Annotated in this window: 19 protein-coding genes; 13 read left to right on the top strand and 6 right to left on the bottom strand. The window is 68.9% G+C overall.

The genetic code is table 11. The features are described from left to right. Window positions 1-192: 192 nt before the first annotated feature. Complete coding sequence (locus tag K2X24_RS09150; protein ID WP_238278693.1) at window positions 193-1122, top strand: amino acid ABC transporter substrate-binding protein; 930 nt, start codon at window positions 193-195, stop codon at window positions 1120-1122. A 401-nt stretch (window positions 1123-1523) separates the two neighbouring features. Here the strand turns inward: K2X24_RS09150 and K2X24_RS09155 are convergent, their stop codons facing one another. Both K2X24_RS09155 and K2X24_RS09160 read right to left on the bottom strand, forming a co-directional pair. Further along, window positions 1524-4490, bottom strand: a complete 2967-nt coding sequence (locus K2X24_RS09155; RefSeq protein WP_292497004.1) for a PAS domain S-box protein — start codon at window positions 4488-4490, stop codon at window positions 1524-1526. Next, entirely contained in the window at window positions 4483-4866 is a 384-nt protein-coding gene (locus tag K2X24_RS09160) for a hypothetical protein (protein ID WP_292497006.1), read from the bottom strand. Before K2X24_RS09160 ends, K2X24_RS09155 begins: the two co-directional genes overlap by 8 nt. 508 nt (window positions 4867-5374) lie before the next feature. Between K2X24_RS09160 and petA the strand changes: the two genes are divergently transcribed. From petA to coaA, 11 genes are all read left to right on the top strand, one after another. Beyond that, a complete protein-coding gene (gene petA / locus K2X24_RS09165; protein ID WP_292497009.1) occupies window positions 5375-5950 on the top strand; it encodes a ubiquinol-cytochrome c reductase iron-sulfur subunit in 576 nt (191 codons plus the stop codon). 33 nt (window positions 5951-5983) lie between these two features. Then, window positions 5984-7270, top strand: coding sequence for a cytochrome b N-terminal domain-containing protein (locus K2X24_RS09170; RefSeq protein ID WP_238278689.1), 1287 nt, complete (start codon window positions 5984-5986; stop codon window positions 7268-7270). A gap of 22 nt (window positions 7271-7292) precedes the next feature. Further along, window positions 7293-8183 carry a cytochrome c1 gene (locus K2X24_RS09175; RefSeq protein ID WP_292497011.1) on the top strand — a complete coding sequence of 297 codons (891 nt, stop codon included), beginning with the start codon at window positions 7293-7295 and terminating at the stop codon, window positions 8181-8183. A gap of 129 nt (window positions 8184-8312) precedes the next feature. Further along, complete coding sequence (locus tag K2X24_RS09180; RefSeq protein ID WP_292497013.1) at window positions 8313-9188, top strand: S-methyl-5'-thioadenosine phosphorylase; 876 nt, start codon at window positions 8313-8315, stop codon at window positions 9186-9188. 91 nt (window positions 9189-9279) lie between these two features. Beyond that, window positions 9280-9882, top strand: a complete 603-nt coding sequence (gene hisB, locus K2X24_RS09185; protein ID WP_292497015.1) for an imidazoleglycerol-phosphate dehydratase HisB — start codon at window positions 9280-9282, stop codon at window positions 9880-9882. Between the two features lie 37 nt (window positions 9883-9919). After that, window positions 9920-10405, top strand: coding sequence for a DUF2628 domain-containing protein (locus K2X24_RS09190; protein ID WP_292497016.1), 486 nt, complete (start codon window positions 9920-9922; stop codon window positions 10403-10405). Continuing rightward, a complete protein-coding gene (hisH, locus tag K2X24_RS09195) occupies window positions 10402-11064 on the top strand; it encodes an imidazole glycerol phosphate synthase subunit HisH (protein WP_292497019.1) in 663 nt (220 codons plus the stop codon). The genes K2X24_RS09190 and hisH overlap by 4 nt, the downstream gene beginning before the upstream one ends. A gap of 44 nt (window positions 11065-11108) precedes the next feature. After that, the gene (gene hisA, locus K2X24_RS09200) at window positions 11109-11867 is read left to right on the top strand and encodes a 1-(5-phosphoribosyl)-5-[(5-phosphoribosylamino)methylideneamino]imidazole-4-carboxamide isomerase (protein ID WP_292497022.1); all 759 of its coding nucleotides are present in this window, start codon (window positions 11109-11111) and stop codon (window positions 11865-11867) included. 18 nt (window positions 11868-11885) lie between these two features. After that, complete coding sequence (hisF, locus tag K2X24_RS09205; protein WP_238278677.1) at window positions 11886-12662, top strand: imidazole glycerol phosphate synthase subunit HisF; 777 nt, start codon at window positions 11886-11888, stop codon at window positions 12660-12662. A gap of 94 nt (window positions 12663-12756) precedes the next feature. Further along, window positions 12757-13080 (top strand): phosphoribosyl-ATP diphosphatase, encoded by a 324-nt coding sequence (locus tag K2X24_RS09210; protein WP_292497026.1) that lies wholly within the window; start codon window positions 12757-12759, stop codon window positions 13078-13080. Between the two features lie 35 nt (window positions 13081-13115). Beyond that, window positions 13116-14096 carry a type I pantothenate kinase gene (gene coaA, locus K2X24_RS09215; RefSeq protein ID WP_238278804.1) on the top strand — a complete coding sequence of 327 codons (981 nt, stop codon included), beginning with the start codon at window positions 13116-13118 and terminating at the stop codon, window positions 14094-14096. Window positions 14097-14378: 282 nt separating this feature from the next. Here the strand turns inward: coaA and K2X24_RS09220 are convergent, their stop codons facing one another. The 4 genes from K2X24_RS09220 to K2X24_RS09235 form a co-directional block, all read right to left on the bottom strand. Next, window positions 14379-15176, bottom strand: coding sequence for an amidohydrolase family protein (locus K2X24_RS09220; RefSeq protein ID WP_292497028.1), 798 nt, complete (start codon window positions 15174-15176; stop codon window positions 14379-14381). 202 nt (window positions 15177-15378) lie between these two features. After that, window positions 15379-16710, bottom strand: a complete 1332-nt coding sequence (locus tag K2X24_RS09225) for an MFS transporter (RefSeq protein ID WP_292497031.1) — start codon at window positions 16708-16710, stop codon at window positions 15379-15381. A gap of 248 nt (window positions 16711-16958) precedes the next feature. After that, entirely contained in the window at window positions 16959-17507 is a 549-nt protein-coding gene (gene thpR, locus K2X24_RS09230; protein WP_292497033.1) for an RNA 2',3'-cyclic phosphodiesterase, read from the bottom strand. A gap of 4 nt (window positions 17508-17511) precedes the next feature. Continuing rightward, entirely contained in the window at window positions 17512-18141 is a 630-nt protein-coding gene (locus K2X24_RS09235) for an arylesterase (RefSeq protein WP_292497049.1), read from the bottom strand. A 145-nt stretch (window positions 18142-18286) separates the two neighbouring features. Here K2X24_RS09235 and K2X24_RS09240 point away from each other — a divergent pair, with 145 nt between their 5' ends. Continuing rightward, entirely contained in the window at window positions 18287-18991 is a 705-nt protein-coding gene (locus K2X24_RS09240; protein WP_292497035.1) for an ABC transporter ATP-binding protein, read from the top strand. The last annotated feature ends 2 nt before the right edge of the window (window positions 18992-18993 follow it).

The raw sequence follows: 18993 nt of genomic DNA on the forward strand, positions 1-18993 counted from the left end.
GGGATCGTCCCGGGGGCGGCGCTGCATGCGGCATGGCCCGCGCGGCATACCCCTTGCCTGGGGGGAGGGCACTTCCACCCTGGAAAGTGCGAAAACAACGATTGCGGTGGTATACACCGCTGCTACGTTGCCTTCGGTCATGGTCCAGCGACGGCCAATGGGGCGGTCGGCCTTCAGGAGTCATCCTTGCAGATGCGTTCGAGTCATCAGAGATCCACCCTCTCCGCACTGGCACTCAGCCTTGCCGTGGCCGTGTCCGCGGGCGGGAGCGCCCAGGCGCAAGACCTCACCGGGACCCTGAAGAAGATCAAGGAAACCAACGCGATCACCATCGGCTACCGGGACGCCTCCGTGCCGTTCTCGTATCTCGACGGCGACCAGAAGCCGGTCGGCTACGCCTTCGAGATCTGCCAGAAGATCGCCGAGGCGGTGAAGACCAACCTCAAGCTTCCGAACCTCGAGGTGAAGCTGAACCCGGTCACCTCGGCCACCCGCATCCCACTGATCGCCAACGGCACGATCGATCTGGAATGCGGCTCCACCACCAACAACCCGGACCGCCAGAAGCAGGCGACCTTCACCAACACGCACTTCCTGACCGCGACGCGCTTCGTCGCCAAGAAGTCCGCCAAGCTCGACAAGATCGAGGACCTGAAGGGCAAGACCGTCGTCTCGACCTCCGGCACCACCAACATCCGCCAGATCAACGAGGCGAACACCGCGCGCAACCTCGGTCTGACGATCCTGCCGGCCAAGGACCACGCCGAGGCCTTCCTGATGGTCGAGACCGGCCGCGCCGCGGCCTTCGTCATGGACGACGTGCTGCTGGCCTCGCTCGCCGCCAGCTCGAAGGAGCCGGGCGCCTACGCGATCTCCAGCGAAGCCCTGTCGAAGCCCGAGCCCTACGGCATCATGCTGCGCAAGGACGACGCCCCGTTCAAGGCCGTCGTCGATGAGGCCACCGCGAAGCTCTACAAGAGCCCGGAGGGCAAGGCCCTCTACGACAAGTGGTTCACGAAGCCGATCCCGCCGCGCGGCATCAACCTGAACCTGCCGATGAGCGAGGCGATGGCCAAGCAGTTCGCCACGCCGAGCGACAGCCCGGACCCGGCGGCCTACTGAGCCTTCCGCCGTTCCACCGCCGAGACGTCGAGCGCCTCGCCCCACCCGGGGCGGGGCGTTCCGCTTTCGAGGGTACGGTCCTTCGTCGAGAGCGCTTCGCTCTCACGCCCCTTAAATTTTCCGGGTGATGGCTTCGATCAGCCTGCGCGCGACGTGCTCCCTCTCCTGAAAGGAGAGGGTTGGGGTGAGGTGTGGTCCATTTCCGGAGAGGTCACACACCTCACCCTGTCCCTCTCCTTCCAGGAGAGGGGACCCGCGCCAGATCCCGAGAGGTTCAACCGGTAATCGTATCATGCGAGACCTCGACGAGCCCGACCCATCGAGCTTTGCCCACGCAGCGGCTTTCGTCCGCTGGACCACCGTGAGACTGACCAGTGGGTCTGGCTCACGGAGACGTGGTTTCACCGCGTCGCGGCCGCCGGGCCCGGCTCCCGGGCGAGGCGCTCCATGGTCGCGAACAGCACGGACCAGTCGACGGGCTTGGCGACGTGCGCGTCCATGCCGGCGGCGTGGCAGCGCTCGATCTCCTCGCTCATCGCGTTGGCGGTCAGGGCGATGATGGGGAGGCGGCTGCGCCCCTCCGCCTGCTCGCGGGCGCGGATGGCCCGGGTCGCCGCGAGTCCGTCCTGGCCCGGCATCTGTACGTCCATCAGCACGAGGTCGAGGGGACCCTGGTCGAGGGCGGCCGCCACGGCGCGCTCGCCGTCCTCCACCACCGTGACCGTGTGGCCCTTCTGACGCAGCACCGTGCCGATGATCTCCTGGTTGATGGCGTTGTCCTCGGCCAGAAGGACCCGCCAGACCGCCCCGGCGGTGGCCTGGAGCAGCGGCGATGCGCGATCCTCCGCCGCGCTCTCCGCCTCGGCCAGCCGCAGCGGCACCTCGAACCAGAAGGTCGACCCGGCGCCGAACCGGCTTTCCACCCCGATCTCGCCGCCCATGAGCTGCACGAGGCGCCGGCAGATGGTGAGGCCGAGCCCGGTCCCGCCGTATTGGCGCGAGGTCGAGCCGTCCGCCTGGGCGAAGCGCTCGAACAGGTGCGGAAGCGTCTCGGGCAGGATGCCGATGCCCGTATCGACGAGCTCGATCCGGAGCCGCGCGCGGCTGCGGCGGGACTTGGCGGGGTCGTGCAGCCAGGAGGCCCGCAGGGTCACGCTGCCCTCCGGCGTGAATTTGATCGCGTTCGTGGTGAGGTTCAGGATGACCTGGCGCAGGCGCGTCGGATCGCCGAGGACCCATTCGGGCACGTCCGGCGCGATCACGATCCCGAAGGCGATCGGGCGATCCTGGAGCGTCTCGGCACTGAGTTCGCGGCAGCCCTCGATCAGGGCCGGCAGGCTGAAGGGGAGGGCCTCGATCGTCAGGTGGCCCGCCTCGATCTTCGAGAAGTCGAGGATGTCGTTGACGATGGTGAGGAGCGAGCGCCCCGATTCGCGCGCGAGACCCACGAGGCGCGCCTGGTCGCGGGTCAGCGTCGCGTCCTCCCGCAGGAGGTCGTGCACGCCGAGGATCCCGGCCAGCGGGGTCCGGAGTTCGTGGCTCATGTTGGCCAGGAACTCGGCCTTGGCCCGCGCGGCGGCCTCGGCGGCGGCCCGGGCGCTCTTGAGGTCGGCCTCCTGGGTCTTGCGCTCCGAGACGTCGCGGATGGCCTGGATGACCTGGATGCCGCTGGCGTCCGCGATGCGCCGGAACGCCGCCTCGACCCAGATCCAGGTCCCGGCCTTCCGGCGCATCCGGTAGATCACCGATCCGGTCGGATGCTCGGGCCCGAGGGCCCGGAGGGTGGCGTCGAGCTTGGCGACGTCCTCGGCGTGGACCAGCGTGCGCAGGCCGATCGCGTCGGCCTCCTCGGCGGTGTAGCCGAGCATGCTCGTCACGGCGGGCGAGACGTAGCGGTGGCGGCCCGCCGCATCGTCGAGGACGATGAGATCCGAGGTGTAGTCCGCCAGGAGCCGGAAGCGGGCCTCGCTCTCGCGCAGGCGCTCGTCGGAGCGTCGCCGGTGCGTGATGTCGGTCAGGGTCTGCACATGGCCCTGGCCCGTGAGCATCGGCAGGGAGCGGACCTCGATCACGCTGCCGTCCTGGCGGCGCCGCTCCGAGCGCAGGTCGGTGGTGCGGCGGTTCTCGTCGAGGAGCCAGTGGCGGGGGTCCTGGATCGAGGTGCCCCAGGCGCCGCTCTCGCGCAGGCTGCGCCGGATGGCCCGGTAGTCGGGCCGCTGGGCCATGAGGGCGGGGGGCAGAGAGAGGATCTCGACGGCGCGCCGGTTGATGACCGGGACCGAGCCGTCCGCGCCGATGAGCAGGAGGCCCTGATCCATGCTCTCGAGGGTCGCCTCCAGCAGCGCCGACTTGTCGGCGAGCGCGCGCTCGGCCTGTTTCACCTCCGTCACATCGGCGAAGACGCCGAAGATCGAGCGCACCGAACCGCGCCCGTCCCCGCTCCCGTGCTCGAACTGGCAGAGGCCGCGCACGAGGACGTCGCGGACCTCCCCCGAGGGACGCACCAGCCGCAGGGCGATGTCGAAGCCCTCCCGGCGCCGGATGGCGCGCAAAACGATCGCCCGCGCGGAGGCGCGATCGTCCGGATGGCAGGCGGCGAGGCTGCCGCGGATCGTCGGCGTGAAGGTCCCGGGATCGAGGCCGTGGATGCGGTACACCTCGTCGGACCAGGTCAGGCGGCGCGCCTGCAGCCGGAGATCCCAGTGCCCCACATGCGCGACCTGCTCGGCTAGGACCAGGAGCCGGTTGGCCTCGCGCGCCTCGGCCTCGGCGAGCTTGAGGTGGCTGATGTCGTGGATGCCCACGTAGATCCGATCGATCGCCCGCGTTACGGGATCGCGCAGCGGAACGTGGACGGCCTCGAAGAACGCGCCGTCGGCATGGTCCTCCAGGCGCACGGTCTTGCCGCTGACGAGGGTGCGCGCCAGGGCGGCGCGCATCCGCGCGGCCTGGATCGGGGGGAGGACGGCCTCGACCGGCCGGCCCAGGGCCTCGTCGCCCCGGCCCGAGGCGGCCGCGGCTGCCGGATTCCAGTTCGCGAGGCGGAAATCGCCGGGGAGCCGGACGTGGAAGATGAATTGGCGGTCCGCCGAAGCCTCGAACAGGTCGCGCAGGAGCGCCTGGGCCTCGTGGGCGCCGCGCCGCGCGAGCGCGTTCTGCCTGCGCCGCCGCCCGATGCGGATACCGATGAGCATCAGGCCGACCAGGGCCAACACCACGGTGACGAGCGCGAGATCGACGCCCCGCGCGCCCTCAGTCAGGCCCGCGATCGACTCCATGAACACGGCGGGAGTCGGGCTCGCGCCGGGCGTGACGCCTTCCGCGCCCGGCACGCGCCAGGCCGGCCCCCAGGCGGCCAGGCTAGCCACGCGGCTCCTCCCGCAGCGCGGGCCGGCGCTGGGTGAGCCGGAACGCGATGCCGAGGACGAGGAGCGCGACCGCGCCTCCGGTGATCGCCGGAAGATGGGGCACGGTGGCAAGCCGGCCCGCGACCAGCGGATCGGTGGCGATCATCTGCCCGGCGATCCAGCCGAGCAGCGCCGCGCCGGCCCAGAACATCAGGGCGATCAGGATGCGAAGGCCCCCGCCGTTGGCGGCACCGAGCAGGATGCCGGTGCGCCGACGGTCCTCGGGCAGGCCCCGGCACGCCAGCGCGATGACGATCGCGTTGTCGTCCGAGAGGAGCCGATCGATCCAGACGATCTGAAGGACCGCGACGAGGAATTGCGGGCGGTTGATGTCCATCGAATCCTTCGAGGCCGGCCCCGGTCGGCTGGCTGAGCGGGTCCGCCTGAGGTAGCCGATCGCCGCACCTTCGCACACGCGGCAAAGCGCCGATGCAGCGCACCAGCGCTTCAACCCAGAATGGCATTCCGTGGCAAGCGGAAGTTTCGGGCCGGACGCGCCACGATCCGGCGGATCGGCCGGGCTCACGCCTGGAGCCAAGCCCCAACCCGACGCACCACGCATGGCTCGGCCCCGAAGCGTTCGGGGCCGGCGCGCTGGCGCATGACTCTCGGAGGGCCGCCGCGGCCTCTCCGCAACGGGTCCGCGGCACGACGGGAAAGGGCGTGATCCGACGGGTTTCGCGCCTTGACTTCCGGTGACGCGGGGTCGCATTGCACAATCCTGTGGGATGGTGCTTCCGTCCCGCCGGGCTGACATTCCTTTGAAAGCCTCTAAGGTCCCTGCCGGCCATCGCCGCAAGGTGGGACAACGGTCACCCGGCGCATTCATGCTTGGAGCTTGACACTTGGCGAACACGGCAGGCCACCCCGAGAGCCCCCACGGCGCGCCGGACGGCACGCGACGCGACTTCATGTTCCTCGCGACCGGTGCCGGGCTCGCCGTCGGTGCGGGCGCCCTGGCTTGGCCCTTCGTCGCCTCGATGGCGCCGGATGCGGAGACCATCGCGGCCGGTGCTCCCCTCGAAGTCGACCTGACGCCGATCCAGGAAGGCCAGATCGTCAACGTATTCTGGCGCGGCAAGCTCATCTTCGTCCGGAACCGGACGGAGAAGGAGGTCAAGGAGGCCTCCGAGGTGAAGATGGCCGACCTCATCGATCCGCAGGCCGACTCGGCCCGCGTCAAGCAGGGCCACGCCAAGTGGCTCGTCGTCTACGGCAATTGCACCCATCTCGGTTGCGTGCCGATCGGGCACCAGGGGCAGTACGAGGGCTGGTCCTGCCCCTGCCACGGCTCGCTCTACGATACGTCCGGCCGCGTCCGCCGGGGTCCCGCCCCGACGAACCTGCCTATCCCGCCCTACGTGTTCGAGTCGGATTCGAAGATCCGGATCGGCGAAGAGGGTGGCAAGGCGGTCGCCTGACACAGTGAAACAGGAATTGGAGCGGGTCGCCCCATGAGCGCACACGGCAACACCTACGTTCCCAAGAGTGCCCTGGCGAAGTGGTTCGAATCGCGCCTGCCCCTGATCGGGCTGGTGCATTCGTCCTTCGTCTCCTTCCCGGTGCCGCGGAACCTGAACTACTTCTGGACCTTTGGCGCGATCCTGATCGCCATGCTGGTCTCGCAGATCGTCACCGGCATCTGGCTGGCGATGCATTACGATCCCTCCGCCGCCAACGCCTTCAACTCCGTCGAGCACATCATGCGCGACGTGAACTACGGCTGGCTGCTGCGCTACATGCACGCCAACGGCGCCTCGATGTTCTTCGTGGCGGTGTACGTGCACATCTTCCGGGCGCTGTACTACGGATCGTACAAGGCCCCGCGTGAGGTGCTCTACATCCTCGGCGTGATCATCTACCTCCTGATGATGGCCACCGCCTTCCTGGGCTACACCCTGCCGTGGGGCCAGATGAGCTTCTGGGGCGCCACCGTCATCACCAGCATCCTGGGCGCGATCCCGGTTGTGGGTGAGACCATCCAGAGCCTGCTCTGGGGCGGCTACTCGGTCGGCAGCCCGACCCTGAACCGCTTCTTCTCGCTGCATTACCTGCTGCCGTTCATGATTACGGGCGTCGTCGTCCTGCACGTCTGGGCGCTGCACGTGACGGGCCAGAACAACCCGGCGGGCATCCCGATCAAGTCCGGCAAGGATGCGGTGGCCTTCACGCCCTACGCGACCGTCAAGGACGTGTTCGCCTCGGTCGTGTTCTTCGCCTTCTTCGCCTACTGGATCTTCTACCAGCCGAACTACCTCGGCCACGCCGACAACTACGTGCCGGCCAACCCGGCCGTGACGCCCGCGCACATCGTGCCGGAATGGTACTTCCTGCCCTTCTACGCGATCCTGCGCGCGGTGCCGGACAAGCTCGGCGGCGTCATCCTGATGTTCAGCGCCGTGCTGATTCTGGCGCTGGCCCCCTGGCTCGACACTTCCCGCGTGCGTTCCTGCAACTACCGCCCGATCTACCGTCAGTTCTTCTGGCTGTTCCTGGTGGTCTGCGTGCTGCTCGGCTGGCTCGGCGCCAAGCCGCCGGAGGGTGGCTACGTCATCGCGGCCCGCATCTGCACGGCCTACTACTTCCTGCACTTCCTGCTCGTGATGCCGCTCGTCGGCCTGTTCGAGACGCCCAAGGCCCTTCCGGGATCGATCCTCGAGACCGTGACGGGACCGGGCAAGCAGGTGAGCGGGTCCGGCATGCCGATCGGTGCCGCCGCCGCACCATCGTCCAAGGGTTGAGGGCAGGGGACTTTTGAGAACCATGAAAACGACCCGCGTCCTCGCCGCGTCCCTGCTCGCGGCCGTCATGAGCGTCACCGTCGCGTCGGCGGATGAGGGAACCCCTCATCCGCCCCGCGAGAAGTGGAGCTTCGCCGGCATCTTCGGCCGCTTCGACCAGGCCCAGCTCCAGCGCGGCTTCCAGGTCTACAAGGAAGTCTGCTCGAGCTGTCACGGCATGAGCCTCGTGCGCTTCCGCAACCTGGCGGAGGCCGGAGGCCCCGGCTTCAGCGCCGGTCAGGTCAAGGAGCTCGCCGCCCAGTACAAGGTGAAGGAGCAGAACGATGCCGGCGAGGACGTCGATCGTCCCGCCCGCGCCGCCGACGCCTTCCCGTCGCCCTTCCCGAACGAGAAGGCGGCGGCCGCCGCCAACGGCGGCAAGGCGCCGCCGGACTTCTCGGTGCTGGCCAAGGCCCGGACCTACGAGCGCGGCTTCCCGCTGTTCGTGATCGATGCGCTGCCCTTCGTCGGCTATTCCGAGCAGGGCGTGGACTACATCCACGCGCTCCTGAACGGGTACGAAGACCCGCCGGCCGGCAAGGAGATCCCCACCGGCACCTACTACAATAAGTACTATGCCGGTCACCTGATCGCGATGCCCAAGCCCATCAGCGACGGGCAGGTCACCTACGCCAAGAACGACAAGGGCGAGCCGGTCGTCCCCGAGACGACGGAGCAGTATTCCCGCGACGTCGCGGCGTTCATGGCCTGGGCCGCCGAGCCCCACATGATGGCGCGCAAGGCCCTCGGCCTGCGGGTGATCCTGTTCCTGCTCGTCCTCTCGGGTCTGCTCTACTACGTGAAGAAGAAGATCTGGGCGAAGGTCGGCGGCGAGGTCCACGGCCTCCAACCCGAGCTGCACAAGACCTACTGATCAGAGCCCTGCTGATCCGAGAGCGGGCGGTCCCCACGGGGCCGCCCGCTCTCAATTTCCCCTTCGTTGACATGCCCCGCGCCGGCGCCCCAAGGAGGGGCGACCGGCGCGATCTTTATGGAGACCAGGATGACGGCAGCGGTGCTCGGCGTGATGGGCGGGTCGGGGGTCTACGACCTCCCCGGGCTCGAGGATGTCCGCGAGGAGCGGATCGAGTCCCCCTGGGGCGAGCCGTCCGACGCCCTGCGCATCGGCCGCATCGGTGAGACCCGGGTGGTGTTCCTGGCCCGCCACGGGCGCGGCCACCGCTTCTCGCCGACCGGCATCAATTACCGCGCGAACATCGACATCCTGAAGCGGGCGGGCGTCACCGACCTCGTCTCCCTCTCGGCCTGCGGCTCGTTCAGGGCGGAACTGCATCCCGGCCTCTTCGTGCTCGTCGACCAGTTCGTCGACCGCACCGTCGGGCGGGCCTCCTCGTTCTTCGGCAACGGCTGCGTCGCCCACGTCTCCCTGGCGCACCCGATCGGCCCCGCCCTGCAGGCCCGGATCGCGGCGGCGGCGCAAGCCGAGGACATCGCGGTCCAGCGCGGCGGCACCTATGTCTGCATGGAGGGGCCGCAATTCTCCACCTATGCCGAGTCCACCACCTACAAGGCGTTAGGCTACGACGTGATCGGCATGACCAACATGCCGGAGGCCAAGCTTGCCCGCGAGGCCGAGATCACCTACGCGACCATCGCGATGGTCACCGACTTCGATTGCTGGCACCCGACCCACGACGACGTGGACGTGGCCGCCGTGGTGGCGGTGGCCCGGGCCAATGCCGACAAGGCGGCGCGCCTCGTCGCCCGCCTCGCCCGCGACTTCCCCGCCGAGCGCGAGGCCTGCCCGGTGGGCAGCGAGCGCGCCCTCGACGGCGCCATCATGACGGCGCCCGCCCAGCGCGACGCCACCCTTCTCGCCAAGCTCGACGCCGTCGCCGGGCGGGTGATCGGAGCCTGACCGGCGGGCGGTGGATTTGGCCCGCGCCGCCCTTCACGGGGCCCCGACTTCGCACTAGAAGGCGGGTTCGTGCCAGAACCGGAACCGAACCGTGACCCCAGAGGCCCAGCGCGCCGCCAGTATCAGCCGCAAGACCGCGGAGACCGATGTGCGCGTGTCCTTCGCCCTCGACGGAACGGGAAAGGCCACGATCGCGACCGGCGTCGGCTTCTTCGATCACATGCTGGAATTGTTCGCCCGGCATGGCCTGTTCGACCTCGACGTGGCGGTCACCGGCGACCTCCACGTGGATCACCACCACACCGTCGAGGATACGGGCATTGCCCTGGGCCAGGCCTTCGCGCAGGCCCTGGCGGACAAGCGTGGCATCACCCGCTACGCCGACATCCACCTGCCCATGGACGAGACCCTGACCCGGGTCGCCATCGACATTTCGGGCCGGCCCTTCCTGGTCTTCCGCACGCAGTTCCGGGTGGAGAAGATCGGCCAGTTCGACACCGAACTGGTGCGCGAGTGGTTCCAGGCCTTCGCGATGAATGCCGGCCTCACGCTGCATGTCGAGACCCTGTACGGCGACAACGCGCACCATATCGCGGAGAGCTGCTTCAAGGGATTGGCCCGCGCCTTGCGGCAGGCGGTCGCCGTCGATCCGCGTGAGGGCGGGCGCGTACCCTCGACGAAGGGTTCACTCTGATCCGCTCGTCGGATCGGAGCAGAGGAGGCGGAACGTGATGCGGACCTACACGCTGCACCCGGAGCGGGACGCCCTGGCCGGGGAGGCGCACGGCCTCGAGCGCGCGTACCTCGTGCCGGACGGCTTCTCCTGGACCGCCTTCGCCTTCGGCCCCCTGTGGTTCTTCTTCCACCGGCTCTGGCTGGCCGGCCTCGGGGTGCTGGCCCTGCTGGCGGCCCTCGCGATGGCCGGCCGCTTCCTCGGGCTGACATCGCTGGCGGGTTTCTTGGTCGCGCTGCTGGCCATGGTGCTGATCGGCCTCGAGGCCTCGTCCCTGCGGCGCTGGACCTATGCCCGTGCGGGCCGGCCCGTGCGCGATGCCGTGATGGCGGCGAGCCCCGAGGAGGCCGAGATGAAGGCGGCGCTCCGCTGGCTCGGCGGAGGTCCGCTGCCCCGGCCCGCTTCCGCCGGCCATGCGAGCCTTGCGGTGCCGCCGAGCGATCTGGCCATCGGCATGTTCCCCTTCAGCGAGGGCCGCCGGTGAGCGCCGAGACCGTCGCGATCATCGATTACGGATCGGGCAACCTGCACTCGGCCGCCAAGGCGTTCGAGCGGGCCGCGCGGGAAGCCGGCCTCGATGCGACCCGGATCGTCCTCACCGACGAGGCCGAGACCGTGGCGAAGGCGGACCGCGTGGTCCTGCCCGGCGTCGGCGCCTACGCGGATTGCCGCCGCGGCCTCGACGCGGTGCCCGGCATGGTCGAGGCGATGACCCACGCGGCCAGAGCGCGGGCGCGTCCCTTCCTCGGCATCTGCGTCGGCATGCAGCTCCTGGCGACGCGCGGCCTCGAATACGACACCACCCCGGGGCTCGGCTGGATTCCCGGCGATGTCGGTCCGATCCGGCCCGACGACCCGGCCCTCAAGGTGCCCCACATGGGCTGGAACACCCTGGAGGTGGACCGCGACCACGCCCTGCTCGCCGAGATCCCGACCGGGGCGGACGGCCTGCACGCCTACTTCGTGCACAGCTTCGCCCTGAGCCCCGAGCGGCCCGGCGATTGCGTGGCGCACAGCGATTACGGCGGCGCCGTCACCGCGATGGTGGCGCGCGACAACGTCGCCGGCACCCAGTTCCACCCGGAGAAGAGCCAGCGCCTCGGCCTCGCGCTCCTCGCCAACTTCCTGCGCTGGCGTCCTTAGAACCGCGCCGATCCCGAACCGCACACCCGAAAGCGAACCGACGCGTGATCCTGTTTCCGGCCATCGATCTCAAGGAAGGGCGCTGCGTCCGCCTCGTGCAGGGCGACATGGCGCAGGCCATCGTGTTCAGCGACGACCCGGCCGCCCAGGCCGCGGTCTTCGAGGAGCAGGGCTTCTCCTGGCTGCACGTGGTCGACCTCGACGGCGCCTTCGCGGGCGCGCCGATGAACGCCGGCGCCGTCGACGCGATCCTGGCCCGGACCAAGCTGCCGGTGCAGCTCGGCGGCGGCATCCGGGAGATGCGCACCCTCGAGGCCTGGATCGCCAAGGGCGTCAGCCGCGTCATCATCGGCACCGCCGCCGTGCGGGACCCGGCCTTCGTGCGCGAGGCCGCCCGGCTCTATCCCGGCAAGATCGCGGTCGGCATCGACGCCAAGGACGGCCGCGTCGCGGTGGAGGGATGGGCCACCACCTCCAGCATGACGGCGGAGGAGCTCGGTCGCCGCTTCGAGGATGCCGGGGTCGCCGCCATCATCTACACCGACATCGCCCGCGACGGCATCCTGAAGGGCCTGAACATCGAGATGACCCTCGGGCTCGCCCGCGCGGTGACGATTCCCGTGATCGCGTCGGGCGGCCTCGCCTCCATCGAGGACGTCCACCGCATCCTGGAGCCCGATTGCGCGCTCCTGGCCGGCGCCATCACGGGCCGCGCCCTCTATGACGGCCGCATCGACCCGCGCGAGGCCCTCGCCGCCATCAAGCGCGCCAAGGGCTCGGCTGACGCCGACCCGGCGGCCTGACGCGCTCGAGGCCCGCCCATGTTGAAGACCCGCATCATCCCCTGCCTCGACGTGAAGGACGGCCGCGTCGTGAAGGGCGTGCAGTTCCTCGAACTGCGCGATGCCGGCGATCCGGTGGAGGCGGCCAAGGCCTACGACGCCGCCGGGGCGGACGAACTCTGCTTCCTCGACATCACCGCGAGCCACGAGGACCGGGGCACCCTCCTCGACGTGGTCAGCCGCACGGCGGAGGCCTGCTTCATGCCGCTGACCGTGGGCGGCGGCATCCGCACGGTTGCGGATATCCGCACCCTGCTGCTCGCCGGGGCCGACAAGGTCTCGATCAACACGGCGGCGGTGAACGATCCCGACTTCGTGGCCCGCGGAGCCGAGAAGTTCGGCAGCCAGTGCATCGTCGTCGCCATCGACGCCAAGCGCACCTCCGGCCCCGGCGAGCCCGCCGCCTGGCAGATCTTCACCCATGGCGGACGCAAGGCGACCGGCCTCGACGCCATCGATTTTGCCCGCACCGTCACCGCGCGCGGCGCCGGTGAGTTGCTGGTGACCTCCATGGACCGGGACGGCATGCGTTCGGGCTACGACATCGGCCTGACGCGGGCGATCGCGGACGCCGTCACGGTGCCGGTCATCGCGTCGGGGGGCGTCGGCAGCCTCGACGATCTGGTGGCGGGCGTGCGCGATGGCGGCGCCAGCGCCGTGCTGGCGGCCTCGATCTTCCACTTCGGTCAGCACACCGTGTCCGAGGCCAAGGCCCACATGGCGGCGGCCGGACTTTCCATGCGCCTCGATCTGTAAGCACGGCGGCGGCCGGCCCTTGCGTCATGATCCATCGTGCCGCACGCTCGCGCCGACGGCACGATAGGCCCGGTTCGCCGGGACCCAGGATTGTATGACCCACTTCACGCTCAACGACCTCGAAGCCCTCGTGGCCGACCGCGCCGCGGCATCCCCCGAGACCTCCTACACGGCCAAGCTCCTCGCCGGCGGCCAGGGGCGGGCGGCCAAGAAGCTCGGCGAGGAGGCCGTGGAAGCCGCCATCGCCGCCGTGCAGGGGGACCGCGCCGGCCTGGTGAGCGAAGCGGCGGACGTGCTCTACCACCTGCTCGTGGTGCTGCGCGGCGGCGGCATCGGCCTCGACGAGGTCCTGGCCGAGCTGGAGCGCCGCACGGCCCAGAGCGGGATCGCCGAGAAAGCCGCGCGGGGGCCGGCGTGAACGCCGAGATGCCCGTTCCGGTCGCCACGCCGCGCATGCCGGCGGAGGGGCAGGATCCGGTCACCGGGGAGGGCTCCGAGCGGCTCTCCCCCTACCGCCTGTTCACCCGCGAGGAATGGGCGCAGCTGCGCGCCGACACCCCGCTGACCCTGGCGGCCGAAGAGGTGGCGCGCCTGCAATCGCTCAACGATCCGATCTCCGTGGAGGAGGTCGAGGCGATCTACCTGCCGCTGTCGCGCCTGCTGTCGCTCTACGTCGCGGCAACGCAAGGGCTGTTCAAGGCGACCCAGCGCTTCCTGCTCGCCGAGCACGAGACCAAGGTGCCCTACATCATCGGGTTGGCGGGCTCCGTGGCGGTGGGCAAGTCCACCTCCGCCCGCGTCCTGGCCGCCCTGCTCGCGCGCTGGCCGAACACCCCGAAGGTCGACCTCATCACCACGGACGGCTTCCTCCTGCCCAACGCCGAGTTGCGCCGCATGGGCGCCATGGAGCGCAAGGGCTTTCCGGAAAGCTACGACACCGCGGCCCTCCTGCGCTTCCTCACGGACATCAAGGCCGGCAAGAAGCGGGTCGCCGCGCCCCTCTACTCGCACCTCGTCTACGACGTCATGCCGGGGGAGGAGCGGGTCATCGAATCGCCCGACATCCTCATCGTCGAGGGCCTCAACGTGCTCCAGCCCGCGCGCCTGCCGCGCGACGGCACCGCGATTCCGTTCGTCTCCGACTTCTTCGACTTCTCGATCTACCTCGACGGGCACGAGGACGACCTGCACCGCTGGTACGTCAACCGCTTCCTGCGCCTGCGCCAGACCGCCTTCCGCGATCCGCTCTCCTACTTCCGCAAGTACGCGGAGGTGACGGAGGCCGAGGCCATCGAGATCGCCGATACGCTCTGGACCACGATCAACCTGCCGAACCTGCGCGACAACATCCTGCCGACCCGTCAGCGGGCGAGCCTGATCCTCGCCAAGGGCGCCAGCCACCGCATTGAAAGCGTGGCCCTGCGCCGGCTCTGAGGTTCGTGGGGGTCTACGCGCGATCGGGGTGACCGTGCGGATGGCAGCTGCGGGTGGGGAGTGGCGCTCGCCGTCCTATCCAAGAGCAGACGTTCCGATTTCGACCCGACCCAGGCGCCTCTGACGTCGTCGGCGCTTCCCGAAAGCGGCCGTTCGTAAGCCCTCGGGCAAACTCGGCTCGGGCTGGCAGACGGACCCCAGCTTTTCGTCCCGGAGCAGACGTTCCGCATGCTGCCCGACCGCAACGTATAAAAATTTGTCCGGTGAACCGTGCCGGCTCCTTCAATCCCTCGCCGTCCAAAACAACTTGCGCGGTGCATCGCGTAAGACAGTCCTGCGGTCTCCGGCATTGGGCAGCCACATGTCCAATTCGCGGCGTACATCTGCATAGTTCGTCTTTGTCTCGAACTGCGTGTGAGGCCAGTCGCTGCCCCAGACCAGATGATCGACACCGAAATTCTCGCGTAGCAGCGGGATCGCCAAAGCGGGCAGTCCAGCCCCGTTGCGGTATGAGCCCGAGATCTTGACCCAGACACGATCAGTGCTGCCCGCCTTCAGCAATTGCTGGAAGCCGGGATCATCGACGCCGAGCTTGGGGTCAGGTTTGCCGAAATGATCGGCGACGACTTTCACGCCGCTCTTCAGAAGGAGCGGCAACAACTCCGGCCAGCGTCTGCCTTCGGCCTGGATCTCGACCTGCCAGTTGAGGTCGGCGAGGCGCTTGAGCAGCATCGGCCAGGGATCAACATCGAACTGAGGATTCTGTGCCCCGATCAGGTTGAGCCGGATGCCGACGACCCCAGCAGCAGTGAGTTCTCGCAGCGCATCCTGTTGAATGTCAGGTTGCACCACGGCGATGCCACGGAAGCGGTCCGGAAAACGTCTTAGCGCCTCCAGCAAGTAGTTGTTGTCGGTCCCGAGGAAGCTCGGCTGAACAAGGACGCCTTTCGACATGCCGTTGGCGTCCAGGTTCCTGATGTAATCCTCCGGCGTTGCATCGTAATCGGGCGCGTACCGGCTGTGAGCCGCCAACGGCAGGCCACGCTTGAAGACATGCGCGTGGGAGTCCACGGCTGTCACGGATGCATCCTGCGCCACGCTGCGTCGCGGCCAAGCACTTGTCGCAGCCAAGCCCACGATGGTCCGATGGAACATGCGTCGTGAGATCATCGCCGCTTCCTTGCGATCACTGCTTCATTGGAAAGACCCTGCTGCGTTCGGAAACGCATTGGGAAAGACATTTATCGAGGAAGCTCAAGCGCGGCGGCTTCGGCGATTGGGACTATTCCGCAGCGGCCGGAGCGGGGGCGGCGGCCCGCGCACGCGAGCCGCGTCCGAGGATCAAGGTCATGATCGCGCCCGAGCCGGTCAGGAACACGAGCGGCAGCAGGGCGAGAGGGAAGCTACCGGTTTGGTCCTTGATCACCCCGAGGAGCCAGGAGGCGATGCCGGTGCCCAGATGCGACAACGTGTTGATCGCTGCGATACCAGCAGCGGCCGTGCCGACCGAGAGCCATTCGGTCGCCATCGCCCAGAACGGACCCTTGATCGCGTAGTTGCCCATCAGTACCAGGCTCAGCAGCACCATCGTCACCGTGAGCGAAGAGGTGAGGTTGGTGGCGAACAGGCACAGGCAGGTCGCTGCCAACGGTAGCGCGGTGCTCCACACCCGCTCGCCCGTTCGGTCGGCGCGCAGACCCCAAAAGATCATGAACACCGAGGCGATGCCAAACGGGATCATGTTCAACAGGCCCGTCTCGAGATTGGACAAGCCGAACGCCTTGAGGATCTGCGGCTGCCACAGCGAGAGAGCGTTACTGGTGGCCGACGAGCCCGAGTAGATCAGCGCCAGCGCCCAAATGTACTTGTTCGTCAGAACTTTATGCAGCGGCAGGTGGTGTGCGACCGGGGAGATCCCGGAGCGATCGGCAGCGAGTTGATCTTCCAGCCATGCCCGTTCCTCTGGCGCCAGCCACTTGGCCTCCGCCGGTCGGCTCGGCAGCATGATCAAGGCAGCGAGGCCGAGCAGCACTGCCGGGATCGCCTCGACGATGAACAGCCACTGCCAGCCGTGAAGCCCGGCGGCACCCTCGAGCTGTAGCAGCGACGCCGAGATCGGCGAGCCGAGGAAGCTGGAGATCGGGATCGCGACCATGAACATCGCGACGATGCGGGCACGGTACGCCTTGGGGAACCAGTAAGTCAGGTACAGGAGCGCGCCGGGGAAGAACCCAGCCTCAGCCGCGCCCAGTAAGAATCGGCAGAGGTAGAAGCTGTAGGGGCCGACGATGAACGCCATCGCGACGCCGACCATGCCCCAGGTGATCATGATGCGCGCGATCCAGAGCCGCGCGCCGACCTTCTCCATCGCGATGTTGCTCGGCACCTCGAACAGAACGTAGGCGACGAAGAACAACCCGCCACCGATGCCGAACATCGCCTGCGACAGGCCGAGGTCCTTGTTCATGGTGAGGGCGGCGAAGCCCGCGTTCACCCGATCGACGTAGGCGATGAAGTAGCACAGCACGAGGAACGGTACGATCCGCCATCCCACTCGCCGCATGACGGCGGCTCCATCGACCGGCCGGTGGGGCGAAGTACGCGTGGCGTCCATGGGGCCTCTCCCAGCCGGTCTGTTGTCCTGGTTAGCTCACCTCATACCGTCAAAGTGAGGGGCGTTGAAACAGCGACTTAAGACTTCGTGGATCAGGCCTCCCGAATTGTTTGGTTGCAGGTTCAGGTGCAGGGGCGTCCCCTATGGCATTCCGAACGTAAATCTTGGAGCTATCAGACTGCCCGCATGGGGACGTTCCGAGCTTCCTCAAAAGGTCGGGAGCGGGCTCGATGACGATGTCCGCTTCTTTATTGATCCGAGCCCAGCGGATAGGCCGCCTCGACCACGTAGGGGCCGCCGCCCTTCGACTCGCGGGCGGAGAACAGCGCCACCCGCTCCACCGGGACGGTCAGGGGCGTGAACAGACCGCGTTCGCCGAGATAGGCGGCCACATCCTCCGGGCCGGCTTCCCGGCGCAGGCGCGCCAGGGTGACGTGGGGCGTGAACTTGCGCCGCTCCGGCTCCGCCCCGGCCTGGCGGGCGAGGCGCTCCTGCTCGGCCTGGAGATCGAGAAGCTCCGGGCTCGGCACCACCGTGGCGAGGATGGCGCGCGGCCGGTCGCCGCCGAAGCTCGCCAGCCCGTCGAGGGTGACGGAGAACGACGCGCGCGGTCGCGCCGCGACCAGGGCCTCGTGCAGGGCCTCCGCGACCTCGACCTCCACGTCCCCGAGGAAGCGCAGGGTGATGTGGTAGTCGGACGGGTCGATCCAGCGGCTGCCGCGCAGGGCACCGCGCTTCAGCGCCAGCGCCGCGCCGATCTCCGGCGGGATCTCGAGTCCGGTGAACAGGCGCGGCATCGGTTCAGCGGGGCCCGGGCTTCACGCCGTCGAGGAAGCGTTCGACGGTGGGGAGAATGGCGGCCACGATGGTCTCGACGCCCTTCGCGTTAGGGTGCAGCCCGTCGTCGAGATGCGCCGAGCGGTCGCCGAGGACGCCCTCGAGGAAGAACGGGTAGAGGAGGAGGTCGTGGCTCCGGGCGAGATCCGGGTAGATCGCGTCGAAGCGCGCCATGTAGTCCGGACCCAGGTTGGGCGAGGCTTTCATCCCGGTGAGCAGCACGGGGATGCCGCGGGCCTTGAGCCGCGTGATCATCGCCTCCAGGGCCTTGCGGGTGACGGCCGGGTCGGTGCCCCGCAGCATGTCGTTGGCCCCGAGTTCGAGGATGACGCCGTCGGTGCCGTCGGGAATCGACCAGTCCAGGCGGTCGAGCCCGCCCGTCGTCGTATCGCCGGAGACGCCCGCATTGGCGATCGTCACGCGCCGCCCACGGGCCGCCAATGCGCGCTCCAGCACGGTCGGAAATGCGGCCGTCGCCGGCAGGCGGTACCCCGCCGTCAGGCTGTCACCGAAGGCCACGAGCCTGATCGGGGCGGCTTCGGGCGCGGCGCGGGACGGCACCGCCCCGAGGGTGAGTGCGGCAAAGAGCACCATCAGCGCGGCGATCCCGAAACCCGGATGGCGCCTGCCGGCCACGCGGACCATATCGACGCGGTGTGACACTTCACACAGACCCATTCGCCCACAACTCCGACCCTCGGCGCACCATGTTCGCACCCGCTCACAGATCGGTCACCCGTTGAACTCCGACAAGGCCACGGCACCGACCATCGCGCTCTCCGACATCGACCTCAGCCTGGGACGCGGTGCCGCCCGCGTGCATGTGCTGCGCGGGATCTCCCTCTCGGTGGCGGCCGGGGAGGCCGTGGGACTCGTCGGTCCCTCCGGCTCGGGCAAGTCGACGCTGCTCATGGTGATGGCGGGTCTGGAGCGCCCGGATGCCGGCCGCATCGTCGTGGAGGGCACGGACCTCGGCACCCTCGACGAGGATGCGCTCGCGCGCTTCCGCGGCCGGCGCATCGGCATCGTCTTCCAGGCCTTCCACCTCGTGCCCACGATGACGGCCCTGGAGAACGTGGCGCTGCCCCTGGAACTGGCCGACAAGCCGGACGCCTATCGGCGGGCCCAGGCCGAGTTGGAGGCTGTCGGCCTCGGCCACCGCCTGCATCACTACCCGGCCCAGCTCTCAGGCGGCGAGCAGCAGCGCGTCGCCATCGCCCGCGCCATCGTGCCCGATCCGGCGATCCTGGTCGCCGACGAGCCCACCGGAAACCTCGACGAGGCGACGGGGCGCCAGATCGTCGACCTCCTGTTCGCGCTCAAGCGCGACCGGGGCGCCACCCTGGTGCTCGTCACCCACGATCCCGGCCTCGCCCGGCTCTGCGACCGGACGGTCCGCCTGCGCTCCGGCCGGGTGGAAGAGCCCGCGCCGGTTCGGGCCTGAGC

The organism is Methylobacterium sp., assembly GCF_019750675.1.
In the GTDB taxonomy this organism is placed as follows: Bacteria; Pseudomonadota; Alphaproteobacteria; order Rhizobiales; family Beijerinckiaceae; genus Methylobacterium.